We start from the raw sequence: 24,917 nt of genomic DNA, 5'->3' as shown, positions 1-24,917 counted from the left end.
ATGGCAAGGATTGGTTTTCTGGGATTGGGTGTCATGGGCGCGCCAATGGCCGGGCATTTGCAGGCTGCGGGCCACGATGTGACGGTCTACAACCGCACGCCAGCCAAGGCCGCAGCATGGATCGCGACGCATGGCGGCGCGATGGCGGCGACGCCTGCACTGGCCGCCAAAGAGGCCGATTTCGTCATGGCTTGCGTGGGCAATGACGACGATCTGCGCGGCGTTTGCCTGGGTAAGGATGGCGCCTTTGCGGGCATGGCGGCGGGCACTGTGTTTGTTGATCACACGACCGTCTCGGCGACAGTCACGCGCGCGCTTTACGATACGGCGGCAAAGGCCGGGATCAGCTTTGTCGATGCGCCCATTTCGGGCGGGCAGGCAGGCGCGGAAAAGGGAGTGCTTTCCGTGATGTGCGGTGGCGATGAAGCCGCCTATCAGCGCGCCGCCCCGGTCATCGACGCCTATGCCAAGATCTGCAAGCGGCTGGGCGAAAGCGGGGCCGGGCAACTCACCAAAATGTGTAACCAGATCGCCATTGCCGGGCTGGTGCAGGGCCTCGCGGAATCGCTGCATTTCGCGCAAAAGGCGGGCCTAGACGGCGCGGCCGTGGTCGAGGTGATCAGCCAGGGCGCGGCGGGAAGCTGGCAAATGGCAAACCGCTATCAGACCATGCTGGCGGATCAGTTTGACCACGGCTTTGCCGTTGACTGGATGCGCAAGGATCTGGGGATTGTGCTGGACGCGGCCGATGACGCCGGCGCAAGCCTGCCCGTCACGGCATTGGTCGATCAGTTCTACAAGGATGTGCAGCGCATGGGCGGCGGGCGTTGGGATACCTCGAGCCTGATCAAACGCCTGTCCAGTTTGGACTGACCCGTTGATGGGGGCGCTGCCCCCGTCCTGCGGACTCCCCCGGAGGTATTTCAGAACAGAAGAAGCCCTACTTTTCGGGGATCAATCCGCGGGGGCTGAACCTGAGCACCAGGAGCAACACCACACCCATCGTCAGCAGGCGCATTTGCGCCGCGGCCTCTTGCAGGTGGTCCTTGAGCCAGTATCCATCGGTCATGCCGGCGGTAATCAGCCCCATCAGGGCGCGCCCCAGCGGTTCGACCTGAATCCACAGGAACCAGATCAGAAAACCGCCCAGCACGGCACCAAAGTTGTTGCCTGATCCGCCGACGATCACCATCACCCAGATCAGGAAGGTAAAGCGCAGCGGTTGATAGGTGCCCGGCGTCAACTGCCCGTCCAGCGTTGTCATCATCGCACCGGCAATCCCGCAGATCGCCGAGCCAAGGATGAAGATCTGCAGATGCCGCGCGGTGACGTCCTTGCCCATTGCCTCGGCGGCGACCTCGTTGTCGCGGATCGCGCGCATCATCCGGCCCCAGGGGCTGTTGAGCGCCTTTTGCGCCAGCCACAGCAACACGATCAGCACGATCGCAAAAAGGATGCCATAGGCGAATTTGACGTAAAGCGTCGAGGCCGTTGTGGGATCAAGCCCAAGGCTTGCGGCGCGGTCGATAAAGCCGGGATCCTGTTGCAGATCGACCTCGTAGGGGACGGGCCGGGGGATGCCGATCACGTTTTTCACGCCGCGCGCCAGCCAGTCTTCGTTCTTCATTACGGCGATGATGATTTCCGCGATCCCGAGGGTGGCAATCGCCAGATAATCGCTGCGCAGACCCAGCGCTGTCTTGCCGATGATCCATGCCGCCCCGGCGGCCAGCACACCGCCCACGGGCCACGCGATGATCACCGGCAGGTTCAACCCGCCAAGGTATCCTGTCGAGGCGGGATCGACCGCTTCGATGGCGTCCACGGCCCCGTCAAAGACGTAGCGAAACAGAAAAAACCCTGCCACAAGCACGGCCAGCGTCGCCCAGTTGCGCGCGCGCCCCGGCACGCGGGTCCATGTCAGGATCGCTGCCGCGATCGTGCCTCCCCCAAGCGCCAGCCCCAGCACCACACGCAAGCCGCCTGCCGCCCAAGCCTCGCCTGTTGGCGGCATGGAAACGATCACCGCCGCCAGCCCGCCAAGCGCCACAAAGCCCATCACACCGATGTTGAACAGCCCCGCAAACCCCCACTGCAGGTTCACCCCCAGCGCCATGATCGCGCTGATCAGCCCCATGTTGAAAATCAGCAGCGCCGAGTTCCAGCCCTGCACAAACCCGGTGCCGATAATCAGCAGGGCGACGACCCCGAAAAGGGCGATATTGCGCATATTCACGGTCATACGGATTGTCCTTTGAAAAGCCCCGTGGGTTTGAACAACAACACGATAATCAGGATCGCAAAGCTCACGGCGAATTTGTAATCGGTTGACATCAACTGCACGAGGCTGTCGGGCGCAAGGCTGTCAGGCAGCCAATAGCCCAGCACCTTTTTCCACGCATAGGTAATCGTGACCTCGCTAAAGGCGATCACGAAACCGCCGGCGATGGCACCAAGCGGATTGCCCAGACCGCCGACAATGGCACTGGCAAAGATCGGCAGCAGAAGCTGGAAATAGGTGAAGGGTTTGAAGGACTTGTCCAGCCCGTAAAGAACGCCCGCAATGGTCGCCAGCCCCGCCACGATCAGCCATGTCACCATTACCACCCGTTCGGGATTGATACCCGAGAGCAGCGCAAGGTCTTCGTTGTCAGAGAATGCGCGCATGGATTTGCCCGTGCGCGTCTTGTTGAGGAACCAGAACAGCAGCGCCACGACAACCACAGCTGTCAGCACGGTCAACCCCTGCGAGGTGCGGATCGCCAGACCTTCATTCAGGCCGGTCAATTCCTTGAAGGTGCGCGCGTTGATGATGAACCTTTCGCCATCGAGAAAATTGCGATCCTCGGTGCCGATAAAGAAGCGCACGATGCCGTTCATCACGAACATCACGCCCATTGATACGATCACGAGGATCACGGGGGCGGCCTTTTGCTGGCGGTAGAATTTGTAGATCAGCCGGTCGGTGCCCAGCAGCAACAGGGCCGTGCCCGCAATGCCAAAGGGCAGGGCGAGCAGGGCAGTGGGCAGCGGCCCAAGACCCAGCCCAAGGTTTTGAAACAGGACCGTAAAGGCGATGGTGACCATCGTGCCAAAGGCCATCGTATCGCCATGCGCAAAGTTGGAAAACCGCAGGATGCCATAGATCAGCGTCACCCCAAGCGCGCCAATCGCAAGTTGCGCGCCGTAGGCAAGGCCCGGCACGAAGACAAAATTGCCAAAGGTCACAAGGCCGTTCAGAAAATCCATGAGGCGGTCCGTTCTGTTGTCGCGCGGGTCACTACGGGTTGCCCTCGGTGCAGGTGCCAGTCAGCGTGTAGGTCGAAATACCGGACCCGCCCGCCATATGGCCGACAAATTCGGCTGCGCCATTGGGGGCGAATGTCATGATTTCGGTGCCCGCGGCGTTGACGAAGTAAAAGTGGATCAGCGATCCGCTTTCGCGCAGGAACCCTGTGGCCGAAAAACTGCCGTTTTCGTAAAGGCCGGTCTGGGAATCGAGATCAAGGGTAAAGGTGTAGTCGGGTCGCGAGGCCGTGTCGCAATCGCCGTTGCTATAGCATTGTGTTGGGAAAACGCAATTTTTTACAATGGTTTGCGCCTGCACGGCAAATGGCGCGAAGATCAGGGCCAAGGCAATAGTCGGGGCTTTCATCATCATCCTCCCAGGAAACTCGCGCGCACTTCGGGATCCGCAAGCAGCTCCTTGCCGGTGCCTGTGTGGCCGTTGCGTCCCTGCACCAGAACATAGCCCTGATCGGCGATTTCCAGCGCCTGACGCGCGTTCTGTTCAACCATCAGGATCGGGATGCCGGTGCGGGCGACCTCGATGATGCGATCAAACAATTCATCCATGACGATGGGGGACACGCCGGCGGTGGGCTCGTCCAGCATCAGCACCTTGGGCTGGGTCATCAGCGCGCGCCCCACGGCAACCTGCTGGCGTTGCCCGCCCGACAGTTCACCTGCCGCCTGATGGCGCTTTTCCTTGAGGATCGGAAACAGGTCATAGATTTGCGTCATGGTGTCGCGGAAATCGTCGCGCCGGATAAAGGCGCCCATTTCCAGATTTTCCTCGACGGTCAGGGAGGTGAAAATATTGGAGGTCTGCGGCACAAACCCCATGCCCTTGACCACCCGGTCCTGCGGCGACAGCGATGTGATGTCTTCGCCGTCCAGGCGCACCGACCCGCCGCGCATGTTCAACATCCCGAACACGGCCTTCATGGCGGTGGATTTGCCTGCGCCATTGGGGCCGACGATCACGGCAATTTCGCCCTTTTCCACAGCAATCGTGCAGTCGTGCAAGATATCGGGGCCTTTGCCGTAGCCTCCCGTCATGCTGTCACCGATCAGGAAGGGGCCACCGGCGGCGGGCGTGGCGCGCCCCATGCGATCACTGCCTTCCGCGGTGCTACGCGGGCCCTGTTTGGCGATGCTGGCATCCTTGTTGCCACGCGCGTCGTGATAGGGGTTGTCGCTCATACCGCTGCCACCTGATCCTTGTTTTTCAGCCCGGTGCCAAGATAGGCCTCGATCACCTGTTCGTTGGCCTTGATTTCGTCAAGCGTGCCTTCGGCCAGCACGCGGCCCTCGGCCATACAGATCACCGGATCGCAGAGGCGGCCGATGAAATCCATGTCGTGTTCGATCACGACGAATGTATAGCCGCGTTCCTTGTTGAGGCGGATGATCGCATCACCAATCGTGTTGAGCAGGGTGCGGTTCACGCCCGCGCCGACTTCGTCGAGGAACACGATCTTGGCGTCGACCATCATGGTGCGGCCCAGTTCAAGCAGCTTTTTCTGCCCGCCGGACACTTGCCCGGCCTTGTGATCGGACAGATGCTCGATGGTGAGGAATTCCAGCACCTCGTCGGCGCGGGCCGCAAGGGCACGTTCCTCGTCGGCGATCCGCTTGCGCCCGAACCATGTATTCCAGAGCGTTTCGCCCGCTTGCCCGCCCGGCACCATCATCAGGTTCTCGCGGCAGGTCATCGAGGAAAACTCGTGCGCGATCTGAAAGGTGCGCAGCAGCCCCTTGTGAAACAGCGTGTGCGGCGGCAGGCCGGTGATATCTTCGCCATCCATCGTGACACGGCCCGACGTTGGATTAAGAACGCCCGCGATCACATTGAAAAGGGTTGTTTTTCCGGCGCCGTTCGGGCCAATCAATCCGGTAATCGAATTGGGCTGGATGGTCAGGCTTGCGCCATCAACAGCGTGGAAGCCGCCAAAATGTTTGTGCAGATCCTCGACGACAATCATGCGCGTTCCCCTGTGCGCCCTGATGGGCGTCCCCTGTTGCAAACGGCCCGAGGCGAAAACCCCGGGCCGCGCAGTATCAATCCTAGCAGATCCTAGCGGAAACGCACCGTGTTGATCGCACCGTCGCCGATTTCGATCTCGCGGTAGTTGCCGGCACTTTCGCCAGCACCGATCAGTTCCACAGCCGTGGCGCCGACATAGTCAATTTCGCCTCCACCGGCGAGGATTTCGATCGCCTTGGCCAGCTCGCCGGGGAAAATTTCTTCGCCCGGTGCGTTGGCCACGTTCATCACCTCATCCTTGAAGTCAGCCGAGGCAGACGAGCCAGCCGCTGCCATTGACAGCATGATCAGCGCCGCTGCGTCATAGCTTTCGGGTGAAAACGCGCCGGTGCCGTCGAAACCGGCGGCTTCGGCCAGACCCAGGAAGATTTCCGCGCCGTTGCTGTCAGTGCCCGGGAACTGCCCGAACGAGCCGTCCAGCGCCGAACCGATATCGTCAACCAGCTGCTGGCCAACCATGCCGTCGGGCAGAACGAACGTGTCGAACGCGCCGGTATCGAGCGAGGACTGGATGATGCCCTTGCCGCCCTGATCGGTGTATCCGGCCACGACCAGCACTTCACCACCAGCCGAGGCCAGCGCGCCGACTTCAGCCGAATAGTCGGCCTTGCCGTCTTCGTGGGCGGCGTTGATCGTCACGGTGCCGCCCGCTTCGGTAAAGGCCGCCTCAAAGCTGTCGGCCAGACCCTTGCCATAGTCGTTGTTGGTGTAGGTCAGCGCGACTTCGGAAATGCCGCGATCCATCAGGATTTGCGTCATCACGACACCCTGACGGGCATCAGAGGGCGCGGTGCGGAAGAACAGACCGTCATCTTCGGCGGTCGACAGGCCGGGCGATGTGGCGGAAGGCGAAATCATCACAACACCATTGGGGCGCGCCACGTTTTGCAGGATCGCGCCTGTCACACCGGAACAGTCGGCGCCCATGATGGCGTTGACGTTGTCGGATGTGACCAGACGTTCGGCCGCAGCCGTGGCCGCAGCCGCGTCAATACATGTGCTGTCAGCGCGCACGGGCGTGACGGTTGCGCCGCCCAGCAATGTGCCCGCTTCGTTGACTTCGGCGATCGCAAGTTCAGCGCCAGCACCCATTGCGGGCGTGATCGATTCCAGCGGGCCGGTAAAGCCGAGGATGATGCCGATTTTGACTTCTTCGCTGTGACTTCCGGCGAAGGCCGTGCCTGTCACAAGTGCGGTGGCCGCAGTGGCCAGCAGCAGTTTTTTCATTGATCGTCTCCCTATTGGACTTTGGTATCCAGAGGTCAGACTACGCAGCGATTCGCAAAAAGGGAAGGCGCTACGCTGGGGCATTTGGCGTGAAAATCGGGGCTTTTCAGGCCAATCGCCTGCGCACCCGGCCCAAAACCCCGCAATTCGCGCCTAGATTGAGAGCCGCGCAGCCTGCGCGCCACGTTCGCGGTAAGGGGTGGTGTTGTAATGCGCGCGGTAGCATTTTGAAAAATGCGAGGGCGAGGCAAAGCCGCAGGCCAGTGCCACGTTGATCACGCTCATATCCGTCTGCATCAGCAGGTTGCGCGCTTTTTGTAGCCGCAGTTCCATGTAGTAGCGCTTCGGCGAGCGGTTGAGGTAGCGCCGGAACAGCCGCTCCAACTGGCGCGTGGACATGCCCACGTCCTTGGCCAGCACCGAAGGGCTGATCGGTTCCTCGATGTTTTGTTCCATCGCCTGAATGACGCGCGACAGTTTCGGGTGGCGCACGCCGATACGGGTCGGGATCGACAGGCGCTGGGTGTCCTGATCGGTGCGGATGCTGGAATAGATCAGCTGATCGGCCACGGCATTGGCCAGATCCTCGCCGTGATCATCGGCGATGATTTTCAGCATCAAATCAATGGACGCGGTGCCACCCGCCGTCGTGATCCGGTTGCCATCCACCACGAAGATGGATTTGGTCAGGGTCACGTCCTCGAATTCTTCGGCGAAACTGTCCTGATTTTCCCAGTGGATCGTGGCCTTTTTCCCGTCCAGCAGCCCCGCCTTGGCCAGAGAATAGGCAGCGGTGCACAGCCCGCCCATGACAACGCCGCGCCGCGCCTCGCGCCGGATCCAGCTCAGGACTTTTTTGGTGGTAGCTGATTGCACGTCGATGCCGCCGCAGATCATTACCGTGTCGTCGCGGTTCAATTCCCCAAGGTCGGCCTGCAGTTTGAATTCGGTGCCGTTGGAACAGATGATCGTATCGCCGCCTTCGCCGATCAGCGTCCAGCTATATAGATCCTGGCCCGACATGCGGTTGGCGATGCGCAGGCTTTCAAGGGCGCTGGCAAAGCACAGCATCGTAAAGTCCTGCAACAGGACAAACACAAACCGGCGCGGTTTTTTCCCGGCGGTATCGACTTCGACGATTTGTTGCTGGATATCCATTTGCGACTCTTTGGTGCGCTTTCGGGCGCGCGTTTCGATCGACCTGATCAGGTTTGCAGGCCCATATCAAGCGCCAAGCGCTGAAATCCTGTGCAATCGCGTAACCTTTTGCCATTGGCCCTTGCGCCATGTCTGGCTATAAGCAGGGCCTGATACCGCTAACCGATGCGGCTAACTTGATACATACGGAGCAAACCAATGGCGGAATGGCAGAAATCGGACTGGCGCAAAAAGCCCCGGATCCAGATGCCCACATACACGGATGATGCAGCACTGAAGGCTGTCGAGGCCAAGCTGTCGTCCTATCCGCCGCTGGTGTTCGCAGGCGAGGCGCGCCGCCTGACGGCACACCTTGGCGAGGTATCGCGCGGCGAGGCGTTCCTGCTGCAGGGCGGTGATTGCGCCGAAAGTTTTTCCGAATTCAGCGCTGACGGCATTCGCGACACCTTCAAGGTGATGCTGCAAATGGCGATGGTGCTGACCTATGGTGCCAAGGTGCCGGTGGTCAAGGTGGGCCGCATGGCGGGGCAGTTCGCCAAGCCGCGCAGCGCCGACATGGAAGCCAAGGATGGGGTGGAGTTGCCCAGCTACCGTGGCGACATCATCAACGAACTTGCCTTTACGCCCGAGGCGCGAATTCCCAATCCTGACAAGATGTTGCAGGCCTACCTTCAAGCGGCTGCAACCCTGAACCTGCTGCGCGCCTTTTCCACGGGCGGGTATGCGGATGTGCACAAGGTCCACGCCTGGACACTGGGGTTCACCGAGGCCGACGAGGCCGAGAAATACCGCGAGATGGCGAACCGGATCAGCGACACGCTTGATTTCATGGAAGCGGCGGGCATCCGGTCCGAGGCGTCCCATGCGCTGGAGACCGTCGAATTCTACACCAGCCATGAAGCGCTGCTGCTGGAATACGAGGAAGCGCTGACACGGCTTGATTCCACATCCGGCAAGTGGCTGGCCGGGTCGGGCCATATGGTCTGGATCGGCGATCGCACCCGCCAACCGGACGGCGCGCATGTGGAATTCTGTGCCGGTGTGCAGAACCCGATTGGTCTGAAATGCGGGCCAAGCATGACCACCGGCCACCTCAAGGCGCTGATGGCAAAACTGAACCCGCAAAACGAGGCGGGCCGGTTGACCCTGATCGCGCGCTTTGGGGCGGGGCAGGTGGGCGAACACCTGCCGCGTCTGGTCAAGGCCGTGCAGGAAGAAGGCGCCAACGTGGTTTGGACCTGCGATCCGATGCATGGCAACACGATCAAATCGTCGTCGGGATATAAAACCCGTCCGTTCGAGAGCGTGCTGCGTGAAGTGCGCGAATTCTTTGGCGTGCACAACGCCGAAGGCACCGTGCCCGGCGGCGTGCATTTCGAAATGACCGGCGCGGATGTGACAGAATGCACCGGCGGTGTGCGTGCAGTCACGGACGAAGATCTGTCAGATCGGTATCACACGGCCTGCGATCCACGTTTGAATGCCTCGCAGTCGCTTGAGCTGGCGTTCCTCGTGGCCGAAGAACTCTCGGCACGCCGCAGCGCGATGGCCAAGGCCAAAGCAGGCTAGACGTCGTTATCGACCACCAGTTTCAGGGCCGGCCGCTGCGATGTGGCCGGCCTTTTGCGTGGTGCATCACCGGCGACCTCGGCCAGTTGCGGGCGCTGGTCAATGGGTTGAAACCGGCGCGCGCCCGCCGCGATTTCAAAGCGGCGCGGACCACGCCCCAGATCGCCCTGCACCCACAGCGCCCCCAGTGCGCGGCTTACCTGCCCCTGATCATCGGCCAGTGGCAACAACAGCAGCCGCCCGCGCAACAACCGCCGCCCGATACTGCGCGGAGACGCGATTGGCAATTCCACAAGGGCAGGGGTCATGAACATCTGTTCCAGCGCGCGGGTCAGATCGGCGCGCGCATGGGGCAGAAAGAATGTTGACAGCGGCATGCCCTGCGCATCCATCCCCAGCCAGGCATTGACCCGCTGGCCCGACACGCGCAACCGCGCAACCCCCGGCGCCACCCGCTGCACCAGAAACGTCGATGGCAGGGCGTGGTCAATCGCCACCGGGTCCACATCGCGCCGCAGCGGCAGGTGGCTGGCGCGAAACAGGGCGTTCCAATAATCCTCGATCGTGTTCAGACAGGCCCGACCCGCGTCGTCGCTGTCGTTTTTGGTGGTCAGATCAAGCATGGCGGTCCTTTCGACGCGGCCCTGTGCCGCATACATTAACACAGTGTTAACATCGCAGTTTTGTCTCCAATTTTCATCAACCAAAGTCTTAAAAGGTTAATCGCGGGCGGCTTTGGCGGGTGTGGGGCTTGCCCCGTGGCGGTCATTGGCATTAGGTGCAGGCAGCAGAAGCGAAAGGCCGTGCCCGTGATCAATTCAATGACCGCATTCGCCAGTCAACAGGGGACCGACGGGGCCGTCAGCTGGAGCGCCGAAGTGCGCGGCGTCAATGCCCGCGGCTTTGATCTGCGCCTGCGCCTGCCCGAAGGGTTTGCCGCGCTTGAAACGACCCTGCGCAAGGATATCGCGGCCCGTGTGGCCCGTGGCAATGTCACGTTGAACCTGCGTTTGACCCGCGAAGATGATGCAAATGCCCTGCAGGTCGACGCCGCCCAGCTTGACCGCGTATTGGCCGCACTTGATCAGGTGCAGGAACGTGCCTTTGACATGGGCGTGACCCTGGGCCAGCCCACGGCGGCGGATGTCTTGGCGCAGCGCGGTGTCGTGACCCAAGCGCGCGGCGAGGAAACAGATAACACGGCGTTGATCGCGGTGCTGAGCGAAAACCTGACCCGGATGCTGGATGATTTTACCGCGATGCGCGCCGCCGAAGGGGCCGCCTTGAAGGGCATCATCATCGCCCAGCTTGACCAGATCGCCGATCTGACCGAGGCCGCAGCCAAGGCCGCGCAGGATCGCCGCCCCGAGGTGCAAAAGAACCTGACTGCCGCCCTGAAACGGGTGATGCTGGACGCTGACGATATCGATGATGCCCGCGTGGCGCAGGAACTTGCGCTGCTCGCCGTCAAGGCGGATGTGACCGAAGAAATCGACCGGTTGCGCAGCCATGTGGCGGCGGCACGTGATCTGGTAGGCGCAAAAGGCCCGTCGGGGCGCAAGCTTGATTTTCTGGCACAGGAATTCAACCGCGAGGCCAACACCCTGTGTTCCAAGGCGCAGTCAAGTGCGCTGACGGCCATTGGTCTTGACCTGAAAGCGGTGATCGACCAGATGCGCGAACAAATCCAAAACGTGGAGTAACCCGATGAAAAGACGTGGCTTATTGATCATCCTTTCGTCGCCCTCGGGGGCAGGAAAATCGACGATGGCCAAGATGCTGCGCAGATGGGACGACACGATCGCGTTTTCGGTATCCGCCACGACCCGCCCGCCGCGCGCGGGCGAAAAGGACGGCCGCGAATACCATTTCCGCACCCCTGAACAATTCCGCGACATGGTTGCAACCGGCGAAATGCTGGAGCACGCCGAGGTGTTCGGCAATCTGTATGGCAGCCCCAAAGCACCGGTAAAGGCCAACATGGGCGCGGGGCAGGACACGCTGTTTGACATCGATTGGCAGGGCGGGCAGCAAATCCGCAACTCCTCGCTTGGTAATGATGTGGTATCGATCTTTCTTCTGCCCCCGTCGATGGAGGCCCTTGAAAAACGCCTGCGCGATCGCGGTCAGGATAGCGACGAGGTGATCATCAACCGCATGGCGCAAAGCCTGGACGAGGTCAGCCACTGGGCGGAATACGATTACGTGCTGGTCAATGATGACGTTGAACGCTGCGCTGATGATGTGCGCGCGATCCTTGTGGCTGAACGCCTGCGCCGCGAACGCCAGGAGGGGTTGAACGATTTTGTGCGCGAGCTGCAAAACGAATTCGAGGGGCGGGGATGACACTCTATGCCCTTGGCGATGACGCCCCGCAAATTGACGCGACCACATGGATTGCGCCGGATGCCAATCTGATCGGCAAGGTCACCTGCGCGCCCGACAGTTCGGTCTGGTTTGGCTGCACCCTGCGCGGTGATAACGAAATGATCACGGTCGGCGCAGGTAGTAATGTGCAGGAAAACAGCGTGTTACACACCGATATGGGGTTCCCGTTGACCATCGGCGCGGGCTGCACGATTGGCCACAAGGCGACGCTTCACGGTTGCACAATTGGCGACAATTCCCTGATCGGCATGGGGGCGATGGTGCTGAACGGCGCGGTGATTGGCAAAAATTGCCTGATCGGGGCTGGCGCTCTTGTCACCGAGGGCAAGGTGATTCCCGATGGCAGTCTGGTGCTGGGCGCGCCGGGCCGTGTGGTGCGCGAGTTGGACGCCGCGGCGATCAACGGCCTGCGCGACTCCGCCCTTGGGTATCAGGAAAACGCGCGCCGGTTTTGCGCCGGTTTGCGCGCGCTTTAGGGGGTCAGCACCCCGTCATTCAGCACCAGCACATCAAAGTCGATGTCGGGGCAGGCCGCGCAGACTTCGCGGCAGACGGCCTCGGGGTTGGGCAGATCGGTGGCCAAAGCGCGCAGGCGCCCGGCAAACCCCAGCGCCGTTAGCCGTTCGGCCAGATCAATCGCATCGAACCCGTCCCCCATCAGGGCGCACAGCACCACATCAGGTGCGATCCGCCTCAGCGTCTGCGCCGTCACATCGCCAAACCCCAGAAAATGAAACCCCGGCATATGCGGCACGTCGCGCCCCGCGCCGGTCCAGGCATTATAACGTCCGATCACCAGCATCACCGGTTTTTGCGTTTCAAATGTGGTCACACCCCCAATTCCCCTGTTCGTGTGATTGTGCCTTGGAACTGTTGCAAACAATTGAAAGATGAGAACAATCAGAACTTTCCGGCGAAACATACGATTCAAAAAGAGACACTTGCCGTATGGACCCTGTAAATGCGTAGTAATGCAACCCTGTTTCATCCAAGTTGTGGGCCATGAATCCTTTACAAATGATTAACGCCTTCGTTCTGCCTGTTATCGTTATCAACGAAGGTGACCGTATCGCAGCGATGAATCACCCGGCACAGGCGATGCTGGGGACGGATTGCACGGGCCTGCATTACATCACGGCGCTGCGCCAGCCGGCACTGCTGGATGCAATCGAGGGGGTGCAGCGCGATGGCGATGCCCGCACGACCCGCTACCTTGGCAACAGCCACGGGGCAGACACCACCTTTCGCGTTCATGTGGCGCGCGCCGGCTCCCAGGTGGTCCTGAGCTTCGAGGATACCACCGCGCTAGAGGCCGCAGGTCAGATGCGGCGCGATTTCGTGGCCAATGTCAGTCACGAGATGCGCACGCCCCTGACCGCGATTTCGGGCTTTATCGAAACCCTGCGTGGCCCCGCCCGGGACGATGTTGGCGCGCGCGACCGCTTTCTTGGGATGATGCAACAAGAGGCCGGACGCCTGCAACGGCTGGTGGATGATCTGCTGTCGCTGGCCCGTGTTGAAGACAGTGAACGCGACCGCCCGCTGGGCCGTGTGGACCTGACCGATTTGTGCCGCCGCACCGTTGCGGAAATGGCGCCTCACGCGCAGGGCAGCACGCTGGCCTTTACGGCCCCTGATGACGACATCTCGGTGCAGGGGGACGCCGACCAGTTGCGCCAGGTGCTGGTCAACCTGATCGAGAACGCGCTGAAATATGGCGGCGCGCAGGTTGACGTCACCCTGCATTCCCCCGCCACCGAGGCGCGCTTGCGCGGTATGGGCGTGCGTTTGGAGGTGCGTGATGACGGCGCGGGGATCGACTCGCACCACATTGCCCGCCTGACCGAACGGTTTTACCGCGTCGATTCCCATCGCGCGCGCGATGTCGGTGGCACGGGGCTGGGGCTGGCGATTGTGAAACACATCCTGAACCGGCATCGCGGGCGGTTGCTGATCGCCAGCGAGGTCGGGCAGGGCAGCGTTTTTACAGCAATTTTGCCGGTCTGATCGCGGCCTGCGCGATTTATTTTCGCACCGCACGCGCCGTGTCATGAAACTTTTACATAAACGTCACAAAAGCGTTTTGTGCGGGGCCTAGCAGGTGCGCAAGGTCATCACGCGATGACCAGGACTGACAAACAGGAGTTGCCCATATGTCATTCGCGAAAATCACCGTCTCTACACTTGCAATCGTTACGGCTGGCGCCGCCTCTGCCCGCGAGTATGTCCAGATCGCTGGATCATCGACCGTGCTGCCCTATGCCTCGATCGTGGCCGAAGCCTTTGGCGAAAACTTTGATTTCCCCACACCGGTCGTTGAATCGGGTGGATCGTCCGCTGGCCTTGCGCGGTTCTGCGAAGGCGTCGGTGAAAACCAGATCGACATTGCCAATGCCTCGCGCGCGATCCGCGAAAAGGAAATCGTCGCCTGTGCCGAAAACGGCGTAACCGACATCATCGAAGTGCGGATCGGCTATGACGGGATCGTCTTTGCCTCGGATATCAACGGTGCGGCATTCGAATTTAGCCAAAGCGATTGGTTCCGCGCCCTGTCACCGATGGTCCTGATCGATGGTGCCGTGGTCGAAAACCCCTATACCATGTGGAACGAAGTGAACCCTGATTTCCCCGCCCAAGAGATCACGGCCTTTATTCCCGGCACCAAACACGGCACCCGCGAAGTGTTCGAAGAAAAAGTGCTGGCCGTGGGCTGCGAGGAAACCGGCGCGTTTGACGCCATGATCGCGGGCGGCATGTCCGAGGATGACGCCGAGGATGCCTGCATCGCCGTGCGCACCGATGGTCTGTCCGTGGACATCGACGGGGATTACACCGAAACGCTGGCCCGCATCAGCGCAAACCCCAACGGGATCGGCGTGTTTGGTCTGGCGTTTTATGAAAACAACACCGACAAGCTGCAGGTTGCCACGATGGCGGGCGTCGAACCCACCGTGGACAGCATCTCGACCGGTGAATACCCGGTATCACGCCCGCTGTATTTCTACATCAAGGCGGCGCATATCGGCGTCATTCCCGGCCTCAAGGAATATGCGGCGTTCTTCGTCTCTGACGAAATCGCCGGGGCCTGGGGGCCGCTGGCGCAATATGGTCTGGTATCCGATCCGGCCCTTGCAGAAACGCAGGCTATGATCGAAGCTGAACAAACGATGGGCAACTAAGCCTTTGAATGCGGGCGGCATTGCGCCGCCCGCATATTCGCTGCCAGAACTGGAATACAAATGCACGCCTTCTGGATCGCCCTGATTGTCCTTGCCCTTGCGGCGATCTGTTTCGTGCTGGGCCGGGGGCGGGCGCTGGCATCGGCGGATGGCAACATCCGCAACCTTCATTCCCTGCCAAGTTATTACGGCTGGAACGCCGCGATCTGGGCCGCTGGCCCCGCCATTCTGGTGCTGCTGGTCTGGCTGATAGCCCAGCCAGTGATGATCAACCGCGCGGTCGCGCCCTTGATGGTCACTGACGCCGCCAGCGCCGGTTCGGGCGAATTGGGCCTGCTGATGAGCGATGTGCGCCGCGTGGCCGACGGGTTGGACCGGCTTGTCGCAACCGGAACGATAGCCGCGGGCGCGGTGTCGGCGCTGGATGTCACAACAACCGACCTGCGCACGACCCTTGCAGGCGAGGGTGTGGCCCTTGGCACGGATGTGTCAGCCGCGACCCTGTCGGCGGCGCTGGAATACCGCAGCCAAAACGCGCGCTGGTCGCTGTGGCGCATGATCGTGGTCATCGCTGTGGCCGTGCTGGGCGGGCTTTGGGCGCTGCGCAACACCAGCCGCGACTACCGCGCACGCAACAGCGTTGAAACGGCCCTGCGCGGCGTGCTGGTCGCGGCCGCCTCGCTTGCGATCCTGACCACGGTTGGCATCGTCTTTGCACTGATCTTCAACACCGTGGAATTTTTCCGTCTTTACCCCGCGGCCGAGTTCTTTTTCGGCACCGTTTGGTCGCCCAGCTTTGGCGGCGGGTCGTCGCTTGGCATTCTGCCGTTGCTTTGGGGCACACTCTATATTTCGCTGATCGCGCTGCTGGTCGCCGTGCCTATCGGGCTGTTTGCCGCGATTTATCTGTCCGAATACGCGGGCCCCAAGGTGCGCGCCTTTGCCAAACCGATGCTTGAGGTTCTGGCGGGGATTCCGACCATCGTTTACGGGCTGTTCGCGCTGCTCACAGTCGGACCGCTACTGGTTGCGGCCTTTGGCGCAGGCGGCGCATTGGGCGTGTCGTGGATGCAGGGCGGCACGGCGGTGATGACGGCCGGTCTGGTCATGGGGATCATGTTGATCCCGTTTGTGTCTTCGCTGTCGGATGACATCATCAACGCGGTGCCCCAAGCCATGCGCGATGGGTCGCTCGGGCTTGGGGCGACGAAATCGGAAACTATCCGCCAGGTGGTTCTGCCCGCTGCCTTGCCCGGCATCGCGGGCGCAATCCTGCTGGCCACCTCGCGCGCGATTGGCGAAACGATGATTGTCGTTCTGGGGGCAGGGGCGGCGGCGCGCCTGTCGATGAACCCGTTTGATGCGATGACCACGGTGACCGCCAAGATTGTCAGCCAACTGACGGGGGATGCGGATTTTTCATCCCCCGAAGCCCTGGTGGCGTTTTCGCTGGGCATGACCCTGTTCGTGATCACGCTGGGGCTGAACATCTTTGCGCTGTGGATCGTGCGCAAGTATCGGGAGCAATATGAATGACCGTGAATACCTCGCTTCTGACCATTGATGCGCGCACCCGTAAACGCAACGCCGCAGAGACCCGTTTCAAGGCCTATGGGATCGCCGCGCTGGCCGTGGGCCTGCTGTTTCTGATTGCCCTGCTGACGGCGATCATCAGCAACGGCACGGGTGCCTTCAAGCAGACGTTCATCACGCTGCCGGTGGAACTGCGCGCCGATATTCTGGACAAGGACGGCACCGGCGACCCCGAAGTGATCGCCAAGGTTTCCACTTTCGGCTATGCGCCGCTGATCGGCATGGCGCTGGAGCGGGCCGTCAACGAAACAGGGGTTGAAACACCTTTGCCCCCGCAGGCCATGCTGCAAATGGTCTCGGCCAGTGCCGCGGCGCAGATCCGCGACTTCGTGCTGGAAAACCCTGACCGGATTGGCGACACGGTCGAATTTCGCCTGCTCGCAGCTTCGCGCGTGGACGGCTATTTCAAGGACCGGGTGAGCCGCGAAAGCCTGGCGCGCGATCGCAACCTTGCACCTGAACATCTGGACGTTGTCGATGCGTTGCAGGATGCGGGAGTGATCGAGACATCGTTCAATGCGGCGTTCATCTTTGGCGCCGATGCATCCGAATCCCGTCCCGAACAGGCGGGCCTTGGCGTGTCGATGCTGGGATCGCTGTTCATGATGCTGGTGGTGCTGCTGCTGTCGCTGCCCATCGGCGTGGCGGCCTCGATCTATTTGGAAGAATTCGCACCCACCAACCGCTTTACCGACTTTATCGAGGTGAATATTTCCAACCTCGCCGCTGTGCCCTCTATTGTGTTTGGTATTCTTGGTTTGGCTGTCTTCATCCAGTTCATGCACCTGCCGCAATCGGCCCCGCTGGTCGGCGGGCTGGTGCTGACGCTGATGACCCTGCCGACGATCATCATTTCCACGCGCGCCTCGCTGAAATCGGTGCCGCCCAGCATCCGCGATGCGGCCCTTGGGGTCGGGGCCTCGAAGATGCAGTCGGTGTTCCATCATGTTTTGCCGCTGGCGATGCCCGGGATTTTGACCGGCACGATCCTGGGCCTTGCACAGGCGCTGGGGGAAACCGCGCCACTGCTGTTGATCGGCATGGTCGGCTATATCGCAACCAATACGCCCGACGGGCTGGCCGAGGGGTTTCTGTCGCCCAATTCGGCCATGCCCGCGCAGATTTATGAATGGGCGAAACGGGCCGATCCGGCCTATTATGAACGCGCATGGGGCGGGATCATCATCCTGCTGGTGTTCCTGATGGTGATGAACATCATCGCGATCCTGCTGCGTCGCCGCTTTGAACGCCGATGGTAGGGGCAAGCAAATGAACGATATGCGATTGATAAATAAGGCCGATGCCATGACCGATACGAAAATCTCAGCCAGGGGCGTCGATGTCCATTATGGCGACACCCACGCGATCACGGCGGTGGATGTTGAAATCGCCGACAAGACCGTCACGGCCTTTATCGGGCCATCGGGCTGCGGCAAATCCACCTTTCTGCGCTGCCTGAACCGGATGAACGACACGATTGATATCTGCCGCGTGACTGGCGACATCCGCATCGATGATGAAGACATCTACGACAAGCGGGTGGATCCGGTGCAGCTGCGCGCCAAGGTCGGGATGGTGTTCCAGAAACCCAACCCCTTTCCGAAATCCATCTATGACAATGTGGCCTATGGCCCCCGGATCCACGGGCTGGCCCGCGGCAAGTCGGACATGGATGATATCGTGGAACGCGCCCTGCGCCGCGGCGCGATCTGGGACGAGGTCAAGGACCGCCTGCACGCCCCCGGCACCGGCCTTTCGGGCGGGCAACAGCAACGCCTGTGCATCGCCCGCGCTGTCGCGACCGAACCCGAAGTCCTGCTGATGGACGAACCGTGTTCTGCCCTTGATCCCATCGCCACCGCGCAGGTCGAGGAACTGATCGACGAATTGCGCACGCAATACTGCGTCGTGATCGTCACCCACTCGATGCAGCAGGCCGCCCGCGTCAGCCAGCGCACCGCCTTTTTCCACCTGGGCAGTCTTGTGGAATACGGCCCGACCGACAAGATTTTCACCAATCCCGAAGACCCCCGCACGGAAAGCTATATTTCCGGCCGGATCGGTTAGGAGCACCGCCATGACCCAACATATCGCCTCTGCCTACGACCGTGACCTCGAGGAAATCCAGGCGCTGATCATGAAGATGGGCGGCCTTGTCGAAGCGGCCATTCTCGACGGCGCGCAAAGCCTTGAAACCCACGATGTCGCACTGGCCGAAAAGGTGCGGGCAGGGGACAAGGTGATTGACGACCTTGAAGAACAGATCAACGAGGCCGCCGCCCGCGTCATCGCCCTGCGCGCGCCAGTATCCAAAGATCTGCGTGTGCTGCTGGTAACGATGAAGCTGGCCGGCAGCCTTGAACGGGTCGGGGATTATGCGAAAAACATGGCCAAACGCACCGCCGTGCTGGCCGAAATGCGCGCCGTGGACGGGACCGAGTCCTCCTTGCGCCGGATGGCGCGCGAAGTGCGCGGGATGCTGAATGATACGCTTGATGCCTATCTGCGCGGCGATGCGGACCTGGCCGAATCCGTGCGCCAGCATGATCAGGACGTGGACCAGATGTATAACGCGCTGTTTCGCGAATTCCTGACCTTCATGATGGAAGATCCGCGCAATATCACGGCTTGCATGCACTTGCATTTCATCGCCAAGAACGTCGAACGTATGGGCGATCTGGTGACGAATATGGCCGAGCAGGTGATCTATCTGGAAACCGGCGTCATGCCCGAGGAAGCCCGCCCCAAGGGTGACAATACCTCGGTCACGCTGATTGACGACGAAGGTGTCTAGGTGTCCCGGCCCCATATCCTGATTGTCGAAGACGAGGCGGCGCAGCGTGAAGTGCTGCGCTACAACCTTGAATCCGCAGGGTTTCGTGTCAGCCTGGCCGAAGACGGCGAGCGCGCGCTTGACCGCATCGCCGAAGACCGGCCCGATGTGATCGTGCTGGACTGGATGTTGCCGCATGTGTCGGGGATCGAGGTCTGCCGCCAGATCAAGGCGCGTTCGGGCACGCGCGATGTCGCGGTGATCATGCTTTCGGCCCGTTCGGAAGAAGGCGACAAGGTGCGCGGCCTTGAAACCGGTGCCGATGACTATGTGGTCAAACCCTATAGCGTCACCGAATTGATGGCCCGGGTGCGCGCGCAACTGCGCCGCGTGCGTCCCACGGCGGCGGGCCAGGTGTTGACGTTTGACGACATCACACTGGACGGCGAGACCCACCGTGTGACCCGCGGCGATCATGTCCTCAAGCTTGGCCCCACCGAATTTCGCTTGCTTGCCACCCTGATGGAAAAGCCGGGGCGGGTGTATAGCCGCGACCAACTGCTCGATCTGGTTTGGGGCCGCGACATCTATGTGGATACGCGCACTGTGGACGTGCACGTGGGACGTTTGCGCAAGGTTCTGACCGCCAATGGTGGCGGCGATCCGCTACGCACCGTGCGTGGTGCCGGTTACGCGCTGGGGTAGGGCGCTTTCTGGCTGGATTTGGCGCGCCGCTTGCGCCAACCTTTCCCAAGAACAGGGAACGTCACACCATGCCAAGCACCCGCACGAGCCCGTCCTTTCTGGACGATGAGTATTACGCCCGCATCGCCAAGACCCGCGCCGCGATGGACAGGGCAGGTGTTGACACGATCATTGTGTCCGACCCGTCGAACATGGCCTGGCTGACCGGTTATGACGGCTGGTCGTTCTATGTGCATCAGGCGGTGATTTTGGGGATGGAGGGCGACCCACTGTGGTGGGGCCGTGCGATGGACGGCGCCGGTGCCCTGCGCACGGTTTACATGCCCGAAGACTGCGTGCACGGCTATGACGATACCTATGTGCAAAACCCCGACAAACACCCAATGGAGGATCTGTCGCGGCGACTGGCCGGTATGGGTTGGGACACCGGCACCATAGGTGTTGAAATGGATAATTATTACTTTAGCGCAGCAGCTTATGGGACGCTGTTGAAGCATTGCGCGAAGGCGCAGTTCAGCGACACAACCGGGCTTGTGAACTGGCAGCGCGCGATCAAAAGTCCGACTGAAATCACCTATATGCGCCGCGCGGCGGAGATCGTCACGGCCATGCACGCCCGGATCGTCGAAATTGCCGAACCGGGTCTGCCGAAAAACAAACTGGTCGCGGAAATCTATCATCAGGGCATCAGCGGCGCAGGTGGCCATTGGGGCGATTACCCGGCGATCGTGCCGATGGCACCGTCAGGATTGGACGCGACCGCGCCGCATTTGACATGGGATGACACGCCCATGCGCACGGGCGAGGCGACCTTTTTCGAGATCGCGGGCGCGCATCGCCGCTATCAATGCCCGCAATCACGCACATTGTTCCTTGGGACGCCGCCGCAGAAATACCTTGATGCGGAAAAGGCCGTGGCTGATGCGACCGAGGCCGCGCTGGACCAGGCAAAGCCCGGAAACCAGTGTCAGGACGTCGCGCGCGCCTTCAATACCACGCTGGCCAAACACGGCTTTGAAAAGGACAGCCGCTGTGGTTACGCCATCGGCATCAGCTATCCACCAGACTGGGGCGAGCGGACGATGTCATTCCGCAGCGGCGATACATCGGTGATGCAGGACGGGATGACGTTCCATTTCATGCCCGCACTTTGGCTTGATGATGGCGGGATCGAGATCACAGAACCAATCCTGATCACCGCGACAGGGCATGAACGGCTATGCAAGACACCAGCGGGACTTGTGGTGAAATCTTAGGAACGGCCTGTAACGCCATGGTAGGGCAGAGTTTTGACAAGACTGTTCGCGGGTATTTTTTGGATAGATAAATACGCATAATCAGTATTATGTTAAATAATGAACACCACGAGACCCCGCCGTATTACAATTTGCCCGCACCCGATTTAATGTTAGGTTCCCCTTACGTTACCTTGGATGGGACCAGTTATGACCGCTTTTGTCGATCACCTCGATGCGCTGACCAATGCGCAAAACGTCGAAGACCTTTGGGCACTGCACACCGAAAAGATGGCGACCTATGGGTTTGATCGGTTGATCTATGGCTTTAGCCGCTACGTGACGTCAAATTCACTCGGCGATCCGCAGGATTGGGTGATCATGACGAACCACGGCGACGACTACATGAACGTCTTTATCGACCAGGGTCTGTATTGGCATGCGCCGATGCTGCGCTGGGCGCTGGAGAACGATGGTGCCTGCAGTTGGCGCTGGATGGCGACGCCGGGAAATCTGACAGCCGACGAAGAACGCGTGGCGCAGTTCAACATCAAGATGGGTGTGACGGCGGGCTATACGATGAGTTTCCGGTCCGTGTCGCAGCGCGCCAAGGCCGCGATGGCGATCACCGCCAAGGAAGGCATGACGCAGGACGCCGTGGAACAGGTCTGGGTGCGGCACGGCACGGAAATTGCAGTGATCTGCAATGTGTTTCACCTCAAGCTGCTGACCCTGCCCCATGCCTCGCGCAAGCTGACGAGCCGCCAGCGCGAGGTATTGCAATGGGTTGGTGATGGCAAAACCACCCAGGACATCGCGGTCCTGCTTGAACTGACACCCGCAACGGTGGAAAAACACCTGCGCCTGGCGCGTGAGGCGCTGGACGTGGAAACCACGGCGCAGGCCGTTCTCAAGGCCGCGTTCTACAATCAGATGTTCATCATCGACATTGACTGAACCCGGCGGTGACGAAGCTTTGTAATTATTCCCCTGGCGTCACACGAAAGAATATGTCGCAGAGGTAGGGAATTCCTGACTGTCTTTCCCCTACGTCAGATGCAAATATAATCATGTTCCGTGAGTGGTGGCCTAAGGCCGGGAACAGCGGGTGAAACCCTTGTGATTTCAGGGCTCTTCACCCGCAACACTAAACTGACCGGGCGGGGTTTTCCTGACCCGTCCCGGTCAGCCCTCGTGCACGTGCTGCCAATCCTTATCCCTGGATGTAGCACAGTTTGGAGCGGCACCGCGTTCTCCCGATGTGGTGCCGCTCCAAATTCCCCTTATGATCACAGCGCGGCGCGGAATTGCCGAAAATGCGAATTTCATGCTACCCTATATGGCATGAAATTATATCTATTATCTTCAATGATTTACCTCATGGCCACGGCTGCATGGGCCGATGATGCGGCCCGTTGTGGCGATACGACCCTTGCTTCTGATGACCGGATTACGGCCTGCGAAGCGGCCGTGGAAAAGGCGACAGACCGGCCCGAAGCCTTGGCGGCACTGGGTGCGGCACTGCTTGATGCGGATCGCGGCGCAGAGGCGATCGCCCCACTTAGCGAAGCCTTGGCGCTGCGGCCTGATTACATATATGCGCTGGAACGGCGCTCGGTCGCATTCAATTCAATAGATCAAAACGCTGATGCTGTGCAGGATCTGGACCGTCTTGTCGCCCTCGACCCAGCCGAGGATTGGTATCATTACCGCATTGGTGTTTCCCGCAATCGTATGCGGGATGCGCCCGGCGCTTTGACGGCCCTCGAAACGGCCATCGCATTGAATTCAAACTATTTCTGGTCGCAGTTCGAGCTTGGCAAGACGCTCGGGCGAATGGAACGCCGCGCGGACGCCGGTGCCGCATTTGCGCAAGCCGCACGGATACGCCCTTTGTCGCAAGCCGCACAGGGTGCCGCTTTTCTGGAGTATGACGTTGCCAGCCTCCCGAACCGCGCGGCCTATCACGCCAGAATTGCCTACACGCTGAACCCGAACCAATTATCGATGCGCGACTGGCTTATCGACTATATGGGCGAACGCCCTGCCCCGACGTTGCGGCCTTTGGCATGGCAGCCACCGACTGTTGATCGCGAAATCCGCTATTTGCAGGTGCTCGCGCCGGTGGACGACCGCGAAGAGACCCAAAAGGCAATTGAAGAGATGATCAATTTCTTTGGGGGCGAGTCCTATCCGCGCCCCGATACAGCGACGATCTATCGGCTGTCGTTCTCGGGGGATGATCCCGAACGATTGCAACCACGCCGCATGATCGAACATGAAAGTGAGGACAGCCCCTTGGCGCCCCCGCCACAGGGCGTGTTTCGCGGCCTGTTTCAACTGGACCTGCAACCCTTGGGGCCGGAAACACCGGTTATGCGCCCTGTCTGGACGAACGGGGCGCGCCCCGCGGATGTTTGGCCATTAGAGGCGGGAAATCAGGCAAATGGCCGCGCCATATTGCAGATTGAATGCGTCGATGGCGGCGGTGTCCCTGCATTCATGATGGGATGCACGTTCGGGGTCGAAACGGTTGATATGGGGTTCTTTGATTGGACAATTGCCATTTCGACCGAGGCCATTCAAGTGCCGATGGGCGTTTTTGAAACCTATCGCGTCAGCTTTTCACTGGATGGCGAGATCACGATTTTGGGCAAGACAAACGCCTTGCGTTATGACGCCAGCTACTGGGTTGAACCGGCTTTGAATACCTGGGTCGCCAGCATCTTTACCATGGGCGACCAATATGCGTTTTCTCAGGCGATGGAGGTTGTCGAACCCGCGCAGCCGTAAATCAAAACGGCCCGCAACATCGCAGCGGGCCGTTCGTCATTGTCAGGTCTTGAGGGGTTTACCCCTTGAGAGTTTTCGCCACTTCGGCGGCGAAATCTTCTTCTTTCTTTTCAATGCCTTCGCCGACTTCAAGACGCACGAAACCGGTGATGGAAACGCCCGCTTCCTTTGCGGCTTCCTCGACCGTCTGGTCGGGGTTCACCACATAGGCCTGCCCCAGCAGCGTCACTTCGGACAGAAACTTTTTCATCCGGCCAACGATCATCTTTTCGATCACGGCTTCGGGCTTGCCGCTTTCGCGGGCAATCTCGATCTGAACCTGCTTTTCCTTTTCCACCAGCTCGGGGTCAAGGTCGGCTTCGCTCAGGGAGGCGGGGTTGGCGGCGGCGATGTGCATGGCGACCATTTTGCCGAATGCATCGTTGTCACCGTCCAGCGCGACCAGCACGCCGATCTTGCCCATGCCTTCGGTGGCGGCGTTGTGGACGTAGGACACGACAGTCTTGCCCGACACGGTGGCCATGCGGCGCACCGACATGTTTTCACCGATGGTGGCGACCTTGGCGGTGACCACGTCGGCGACCGTCTTGCCGCCCAGATCGGCGGCCAGCAATTCTTCGGTGGTCGTCACTGATTTGGCGACATTGGCGATGCTGGCGACCATCGCCTGGAAATCGGCGTTCTTGCCGACAAAGTCGGTTTCCGAGTTCACTTCAACGGCAACGCCCTTGCCACCCTCGACGGCAACCGCGACCAGACCTTCTGCAGCGGTGCGGCCGGATTTCTTGGCGGCCTTGGCCAGACCCTTGGTGCGCAGCCAGTCAACGGCGGCGTCGATGTCGCCATCAGTTTCGGTCAACGCCTTTTTGGCGTCCATCATGCCTGCGCCCGTGCTGTCGCGCAGTTCTTTAACCATTGCAGCAGTGATTGCCATCTTTGGTCTCCTTGGAATTGATGAGGGATCGGGC

25 protein-coding genes are annotated in these 24,917 nt (G+C 60.6%); 15 read left to right on the top strand and 10 right to left on the bottom strand.

Annotation, left to right across the window (positions count from 1 at the left end; all coding sequences use genetic code 11):
- The gene (locus FTO60_RS07650; RefSeq protein ID WP_148055404.1) at nucleotides 1-873 is read left to right on the top strand and encodes an NAD(P)-dependent oxidoreductase; all 873 of its coding nucleotides are present in this window, start codon (nucleotides 1-3) and stop codon (nucleotides 871-873) included.
- A 67-nt stretch (nucleotides 874-940) separates the two neighbouring features.
- Here FTO60_RS07650 and FTO60_RS07645 read toward each other — a convergent pair whose 3' ends face one another.
- The 7 genes from FTO60_RS07645 to FTO60_RS07615 all read right to left on the bottom strand — a co-directional run bounded on the left by FTO60_RS07645 (nucleotide 941) and on the right by FTO60_RS07615 (nucleotide 7,714).
- Nucleotides 941-2,242: a branched-chain amino acid ABC transporter permease gene (locus tag FTO60_RS07645; protein WP_148055403.1), complete on the bottom strand. Its 1,302-nt coding sequence runs from the start codon at nucleotides 2,240-2,242 to the stop codon at nucleotides 941-943.
- Nucleotides 2,239-3,249, bottom strand: a complete 1,011-nt coding sequence (locus tag FTO60_RS07640) for a branched-chain amino acid ABC transporter permease (protein ID WP_148055402.1) — start codon at nucleotides 3,247-3,249, stop codon at nucleotides 2,239-2,241. The genes FTO60_RS07645 and FTO60_RS07640 overlap by 4 nt, the downstream gene beginning before the upstream one ends.
- 31 nt (nucleotides 3,250-3,280) lie before the next feature.
- On the bottom strand, nucleotides 3,281-3,661 hold the full coding sequence (locus FTO60_RS07635) for a hypothetical protein (protein ID WP_172623842.1): 381 nt from the start codon (nucleotides 3,659-3,661) through the stop codon (nucleotides 3,281-3,283).
- Complete coding sequence (locus FTO60_RS07630; protein ID WP_172623841.1) at nucleotides 3,658-4,485, bottom strand: ABC transporter ATP-binding protein; 828 nt, start codon at nucleotides 4,483-4,485, stop codon at nucleotides 3,658-3,660. The genes FTO60_RS07635 and FTO60_RS07630 overlap by 4 nt, the downstream gene beginning before the upstream one ends.
- Nucleotides 4,482-5,267, bottom strand: a complete 786-nt coding sequence (locus FTO60_RS07625; protein ID WP_148055400.1) for an ABC transporter ATP-binding protein — start codon at nucleotides 5,265-5,267, stop codon at nucleotides 4,482-4,484. Before FTO60_RS07625 ends, FTO60_RS07630 begins: the two co-directional genes overlap by 4 nt.
- A 92-nt stretch (nucleotides 5,268-5,359) precedes the next feature.
- Nucleotides 5,360-6,556: an ABC transporter substrate-binding protein gene (locus tag FTO60_RS07620; protein ID WP_148055399.1), complete on the bottom strand. Its 1,197-nt coding sequence runs from the start codon at nucleotides 6,554-6,556 to the stop codon at nucleotides 5,360-5,362.
- 153 nt (nucleotides 6,557-6,709) lie between these two features.
- Nucleotides 6,710-7,714, bottom strand: coding sequence for a GlxA family transcriptional regulator (locus FTO60_RS07615; protein ID WP_148055398.1), 1,005 nt, complete (start codon nucleotides 7,712-7,714; stop codon nucleotides 6,710-6,712).
- A 198-nt stretch (nucleotides 7,715-7,912) separates the two neighbouring features.
- On the opposite strand from FTO60_RS07615, the gene FTO60_RS07610 reads away from it, so the two are divergent.
- Nucleotides 7,913-9,283, top strand: coding sequence for a class II 3-deoxy-7-phosphoheptulonate synthase (locus FTO60_RS07610; protein ID WP_148055397.1), 1,371 nt, complete (start codon nucleotides 7,913-7,915; stop codon nucleotides 9,281-9,283).
- Here FTO60_RS07610 and FTO60_RS07605 read toward each other — a convergent pair.
- On the bottom strand, nucleotides 9,280-9,906 hold the full coding sequence (locus tag FTO60_RS07605; RefSeq protein WP_172623840.1) for a PAS domain-containing protein: 627 nt from the start codon (nucleotides 9,904-9,906) through the stop codon (nucleotides 9,280-9,282). The two genes, FTO60_RS07610 and FTO60_RS07605, sit on opposite strands and share 4 nt — an antisense overlap.
- A 186-nt stretch (nucleotides 9,907-10,092) precedes the next feature.
- Here FTO60_RS07605 and FTO60_RS07600 point away from each other — a divergent pair, with 186 nt between their 5' ends.
- From FTO60_RS07600 to FTO60_RS07590, 3 genes are read left to right on the top strand one after another with little or no spacing between them, the layout of a single operon-like run.
- Nucleotides 10,093-10,986 carry a YicC/YloC family endoribonuclease gene (locus FTO60_RS07600; protein ID WP_254696925.1) on the top strand — a complete coding sequence of 298 codons (894 nt, stop codon included), beginning with the start codon at nucleotides 10,093-10,095 and terminating at the stop codon, nucleotides 10,984-10,986.
- Nucleotides 10,987-10,990: 4 nt separating this feature from the next.
- The gene (gmk, locus tag FTO60_RS07595; RefSeq protein WP_148055395.1) at nucleotides 10,991-11,629 is read left to right on the top strand and encodes a guanylate kinase; all 639 of its coding nucleotides are present in this window, start codon (nucleotides 10,991-10,993) and stop codon (nucleotides 11,627-11,629) included.
- Nucleotides 11,626-12,147 carry a gamma carbonic anhydrase family protein gene (locus FTO60_RS07590; protein ID WP_148055394.1) on the top strand — a complete coding sequence of 174 codons (522 nt, stop codon included), beginning with the start codon at nucleotides 11,626-11,628 and terminating at the stop codon, nucleotides 12,145-12,147. Before gmk ends, FTO60_RS07590 begins: the two co-directional genes overlap by 4 nt.
- Here FTO60_RS07590 and FTO60_RS07585 read toward each other — a convergent pair.
- Nucleotides 12,144-12,503, bottom strand: a complete 360-nt coding sequence (locus FTO60_RS07585) for a hypothetical protein (RefSeq protein ID WP_148055393.1) — start codon at nucleotides 12,501-12,503, stop codon at nucleotides 12,144-12,146. The two genes, FTO60_RS07590 and FTO60_RS07585, sit on opposite strands and share 4 nt — an antisense overlap.
- 185 nt (nucleotides 12,504-12,688) lie before the next feature.
- On the opposite strand from FTO60_RS07585, the gene FTO60_RS07580 reads away from it, so the two are divergent.
- The 10 genes from FTO60_RS07580 (at nucleotide 12,689) to FTO60_RS07535 (ending at nucleotide 23,949) form a co-directional block, all read left to right on the top strand.
- The gene (locus FTO60_RS07580; protein WP_254696924.1) at nucleotides 12,689-13,678 is read left to right on the top strand and encodes an ATP-binding protein; all 990 of its coding nucleotides are present in this window, start codon (nucleotides 12,689-12,691) and stop codon (nucleotides 13,676-13,678) included.
- Nucleotides 13,679-13,824: 146 nt separating this feature from the next.
- Entirely contained in the window at nucleotides 13,825-14,850 is a 1,026-nt protein-coding gene (locus FTO60_RS07575; RefSeq protein ID WP_148055391.1) for a substrate-binding domain-containing protein, read from the top strand.
- A 60-nt stretch (nucleotides 14,851-14,910) separates the two neighbouring features.
- Nucleotides 14,911-16,386: a phosphate ABC transporter permease subunit PstC gene (pstC, locus tag FTO60_RS07570; RefSeq protein WP_148055390.1), complete on the top strand. Its 1,476-nt coding sequence runs from the start codon at nucleotides 14,911-14,913 to the stop codon at nucleotides 16,384-16,386.
- A complete protein-coding gene (pstA, locus tag FTO60_RS07565) occupies nucleotides 16,383-17,702 on the top strand; it encodes a phosphate ABC transporter permease PstA (protein WP_148055389.1) in 1,320 nt (439 codons plus the stop codon). Before pstC ends, pstA begins: the two co-directional genes overlap by 4 nt.
- A 10-nt stretch (nucleotides 17,703-17,712) precedes the next feature.
- Nucleotides 17,713-18,510 (top strand): phosphate ABC transporter ATP-binding protein PstB, encoded by a 798-nt coding sequence (pstB, locus tag FTO60_RS07560; RefSeq protein ID WP_148055388.1) that lies wholly within the window; start codon nucleotides 17,713-17,715, stop codon nucleotides 18,508-18,510.
- Nucleotides 18,511-18,520: 10 nt separating this feature from the next.
- Nucleotides 18,521-19,237: a phosphate signaling complex protein PhoU gene (phoU, locus tag FTO60_RS07555; RefSeq protein ID WP_148055387.1), complete on the top strand. Its 717-nt coding sequence runs from the start codon at nucleotides 18,521-18,523 to the stop codon at nucleotides 19,235-19,237.
- Nucleotides 19,238-19,921: a phosphate regulon transcriptional regulator PhoB gene (gene phoB, locus FTO60_RS07550; RefSeq protein WP_148055386.1), complete on the top strand. Its 684-nt coding sequence runs from the start codon at nucleotides 19,238-19,240 to the stop codon at nucleotides 19,919-19,921.
- Between the two features lie 68 nt (nucleotides 19,922-19,989).
- Nucleotides 19,990-21,177, top strand: a complete 1,188-nt coding sequence (locus tag FTO60_RS07545; protein ID WP_148055385.1) for a M24 family metallopeptidase — start codon at nucleotides 19,990-19,992, stop codon at nucleotides 21,175-21,177.
- A gap of 189 nt (nucleotides 21,178-21,366) precedes the next feature.
- Nucleotides 21,367-22,113 carry a LuxR family transcriptional regulator gene (locus FTO60_RS07540; RefSeq protein ID WP_148055384.1) on the top strand — a complete coding sequence of 249 codons (747 nt, stop codon included), beginning with the start codon at nucleotides 21,367-21,369 and terminating at the stop codon, nucleotides 22,111-22,113.
- Nucleotides 22,114-22,500: 387 nt separating this feature from the next.
- The gene (locus tag FTO60_RS07535) at nucleotides 22,501-23,949 is read left to right on the top strand and encodes a tetratricopeptide repeat protein (protein WP_172623839.1); all 1,449 of its coding nucleotides are present in this window, start codon (nucleotides 22,501-22,503) and stop codon (nucleotides 23,947-23,949) included.
- A gap of 58 nt (nucleotides 23,950-24,007) precedes the next feature.
- Here FTO60_RS07535 and tsf read toward each other — a convergent pair whose 3' ends face one another.
- On the bottom strand, nucleotides 24,008-24,883 hold the full coding sequence (gene tsf, locus FTO60_RS07530) for a translation elongation factor Ts (RefSeq protein ID WP_148055382.1): 876 nt from the start codon (nucleotides 24,881-24,883) through the stop codon (nucleotides 24,008-24,010).
- Nucleotides 24,884-24,917: the final 34 nt, after the last annotated feature.

It is taken from the genome of Octadecabacter sp. SW4 (assembly GCF_008065155.1).
Taxonomy (GTDB): Bacteria; Pseudomonadota; Alphaproteobacteria; order Rhodobacterales; family Rhodobacteraceae; genus SW4.
The sequence above is the reverse complement of the archived record's forward strand: the minus strand, read 5'-3'. Positions and strand labels throughout refer to the sequence as shown.

Bases quoted from the DNA above. Each gene is read 5' to 3' on its own strand.
- FTO60_RS07650 (WP_148055404.1), top strand. From the start codon at position 1: ATGGCAAGGATTGGTTTTCTGGGATTGGGTGTCATGGGCGCGCCAATG.
- FTO60_RS07645 (WP_148055403.1), bottom strand. From the start codon at position 2,242: ATGACCGTGAATATGCGCAATATCGCCCTTTTCGGGGTCGTCGCCCTG.
- FTO60_RS07640 (WP_148055402.1), bottom strand. From the start codon at position 3,249: ATGGATTTTCTGAACGGCCTTGTGACCTTTGGCAATTTTGTCTTCGTG.
- FTO60_RS07635 (WP_172623842.1), bottom strand. From the start codon at position 3,661: ATGATGATGAAAGCCCCGACTATTGCCTTGGCCCTGATCTTCGCGCCA.
- FTO60_RS07630 (WP_172623841.1), bottom strand. From the start codon at position 4,485: ATGAGCGACAACCCCTATCACGACGCGCGTGGCAACAAGGATGCCAGC.
- FTO60_RS07625 (WP_148055400.1), bottom strand. From the start codon at position 5,267: ATGATTGTCGTCGAGGATCTGCACAAACATTTTGGCGGCTTCCACGCT.
- FTO60_RS07620 (WP_148055399.1), bottom strand. From the start codon at position 6,556: ATGAAAAAACTGCTGCTGGCCACTGCGGCCACCGCACTTGTGACAGGC.
- FTO60_RS07615 (WP_148055398.1), bottom strand. From the start codon at position 7,714: ATGGATATCCAGCAACAAATCGTCGAAGTCGATACCGCCGGGAAAAAA.
- FTO60_RS07610 (WP_148055397.1), top strand. From the start codon at position 7,913: ATGGCGGAATGGCAGAAATCGGACTGGCGCAAAAAGCCCCGGATCCAG.
- FTO60_RS07605 (WP_172623840.1), bottom strand. From the start codon at position 9,906: ATGCTTGATCTGACCACCAAAAACGACAGCGACGACGCGGGTCGGGCC.
- gmk (WP_148055395.1), top strand. From the start codon at position 10,991: ATGAAAAGACGTGGCTTATTGATCATCCTTTCGTCGCCCTCGGGGGCA.
- FTO60_RS07590 (WP_148055394.1), top strand. From the start codon at position 11,626: ATGACACTCTATGCCCTTGGCGATGACGCCCCGCAAATTGACGCGACC.
- FTO60_RS07580 (WP_254696924.1), top strand. From the start codon at position 12,689: ATGATTAACGCCTTCGTTCTGCCTGTTATCGTTATCAACGAAGGTGAC.
- FTO60_RS07575 (WP_148055391.1), top strand. From the start codon at position 13,825: ATGTCATTCGCGAAAATCACCGTCTCTACACTTGCAATCGTTACGGCT.
- pstC (WP_148055390.1), top strand. From the start codon at position 14,911: ATGCACGCCTTCTGGATCGCCCTGATTGTCCTTGCCCTTGCGGCGATC.
- pstA (WP_148055389.1), top strand. From the start codon at position 16,383: ATGACCGTGAATACCTCGCTTCTGACCATTGATGCGCGCACCCGTAAA.
- pstB (WP_148055388.1), top strand. From the start codon at position 17,713: ATGAACGATATGCGATTGATAAATAAGGCCGATGCCATGACCGATACG.
- phoU (WP_148055387.1), top strand. From the start codon at position 18,521: ATGACCCAACATATCGCCTCTGCCTACGACCGTGACCTCGAGGAAATC.
- FTO60_RS07545 (WP_148055385.1), top strand. From the start codon at position 19,990: ATGCCAAGCACCCGCACGAGCCCGTCCTTTCTGGACGATGAGTATTAC.
- FTO60_RS07540 (WP_148055384.1), top strand. From the start codon at position 21,367: ATGACCGCTTTTGTCGATCACCTCGATGCGCTGACCAATGCGCAAAAC.
- FTO60_RS07535 (WP_172623839.1), top strand. From the start codon at position 22,501: ATGAAATTATATCTATTATCTTCAATGATTTACCTCATGGCCACGGCT.
- tsf (WP_148055382.1), bottom strand. From the start codon at position 24,883: ATGGCAATCACTGCTGCAATGGTTAAAGAACTGCGCGACAGCACGGGC.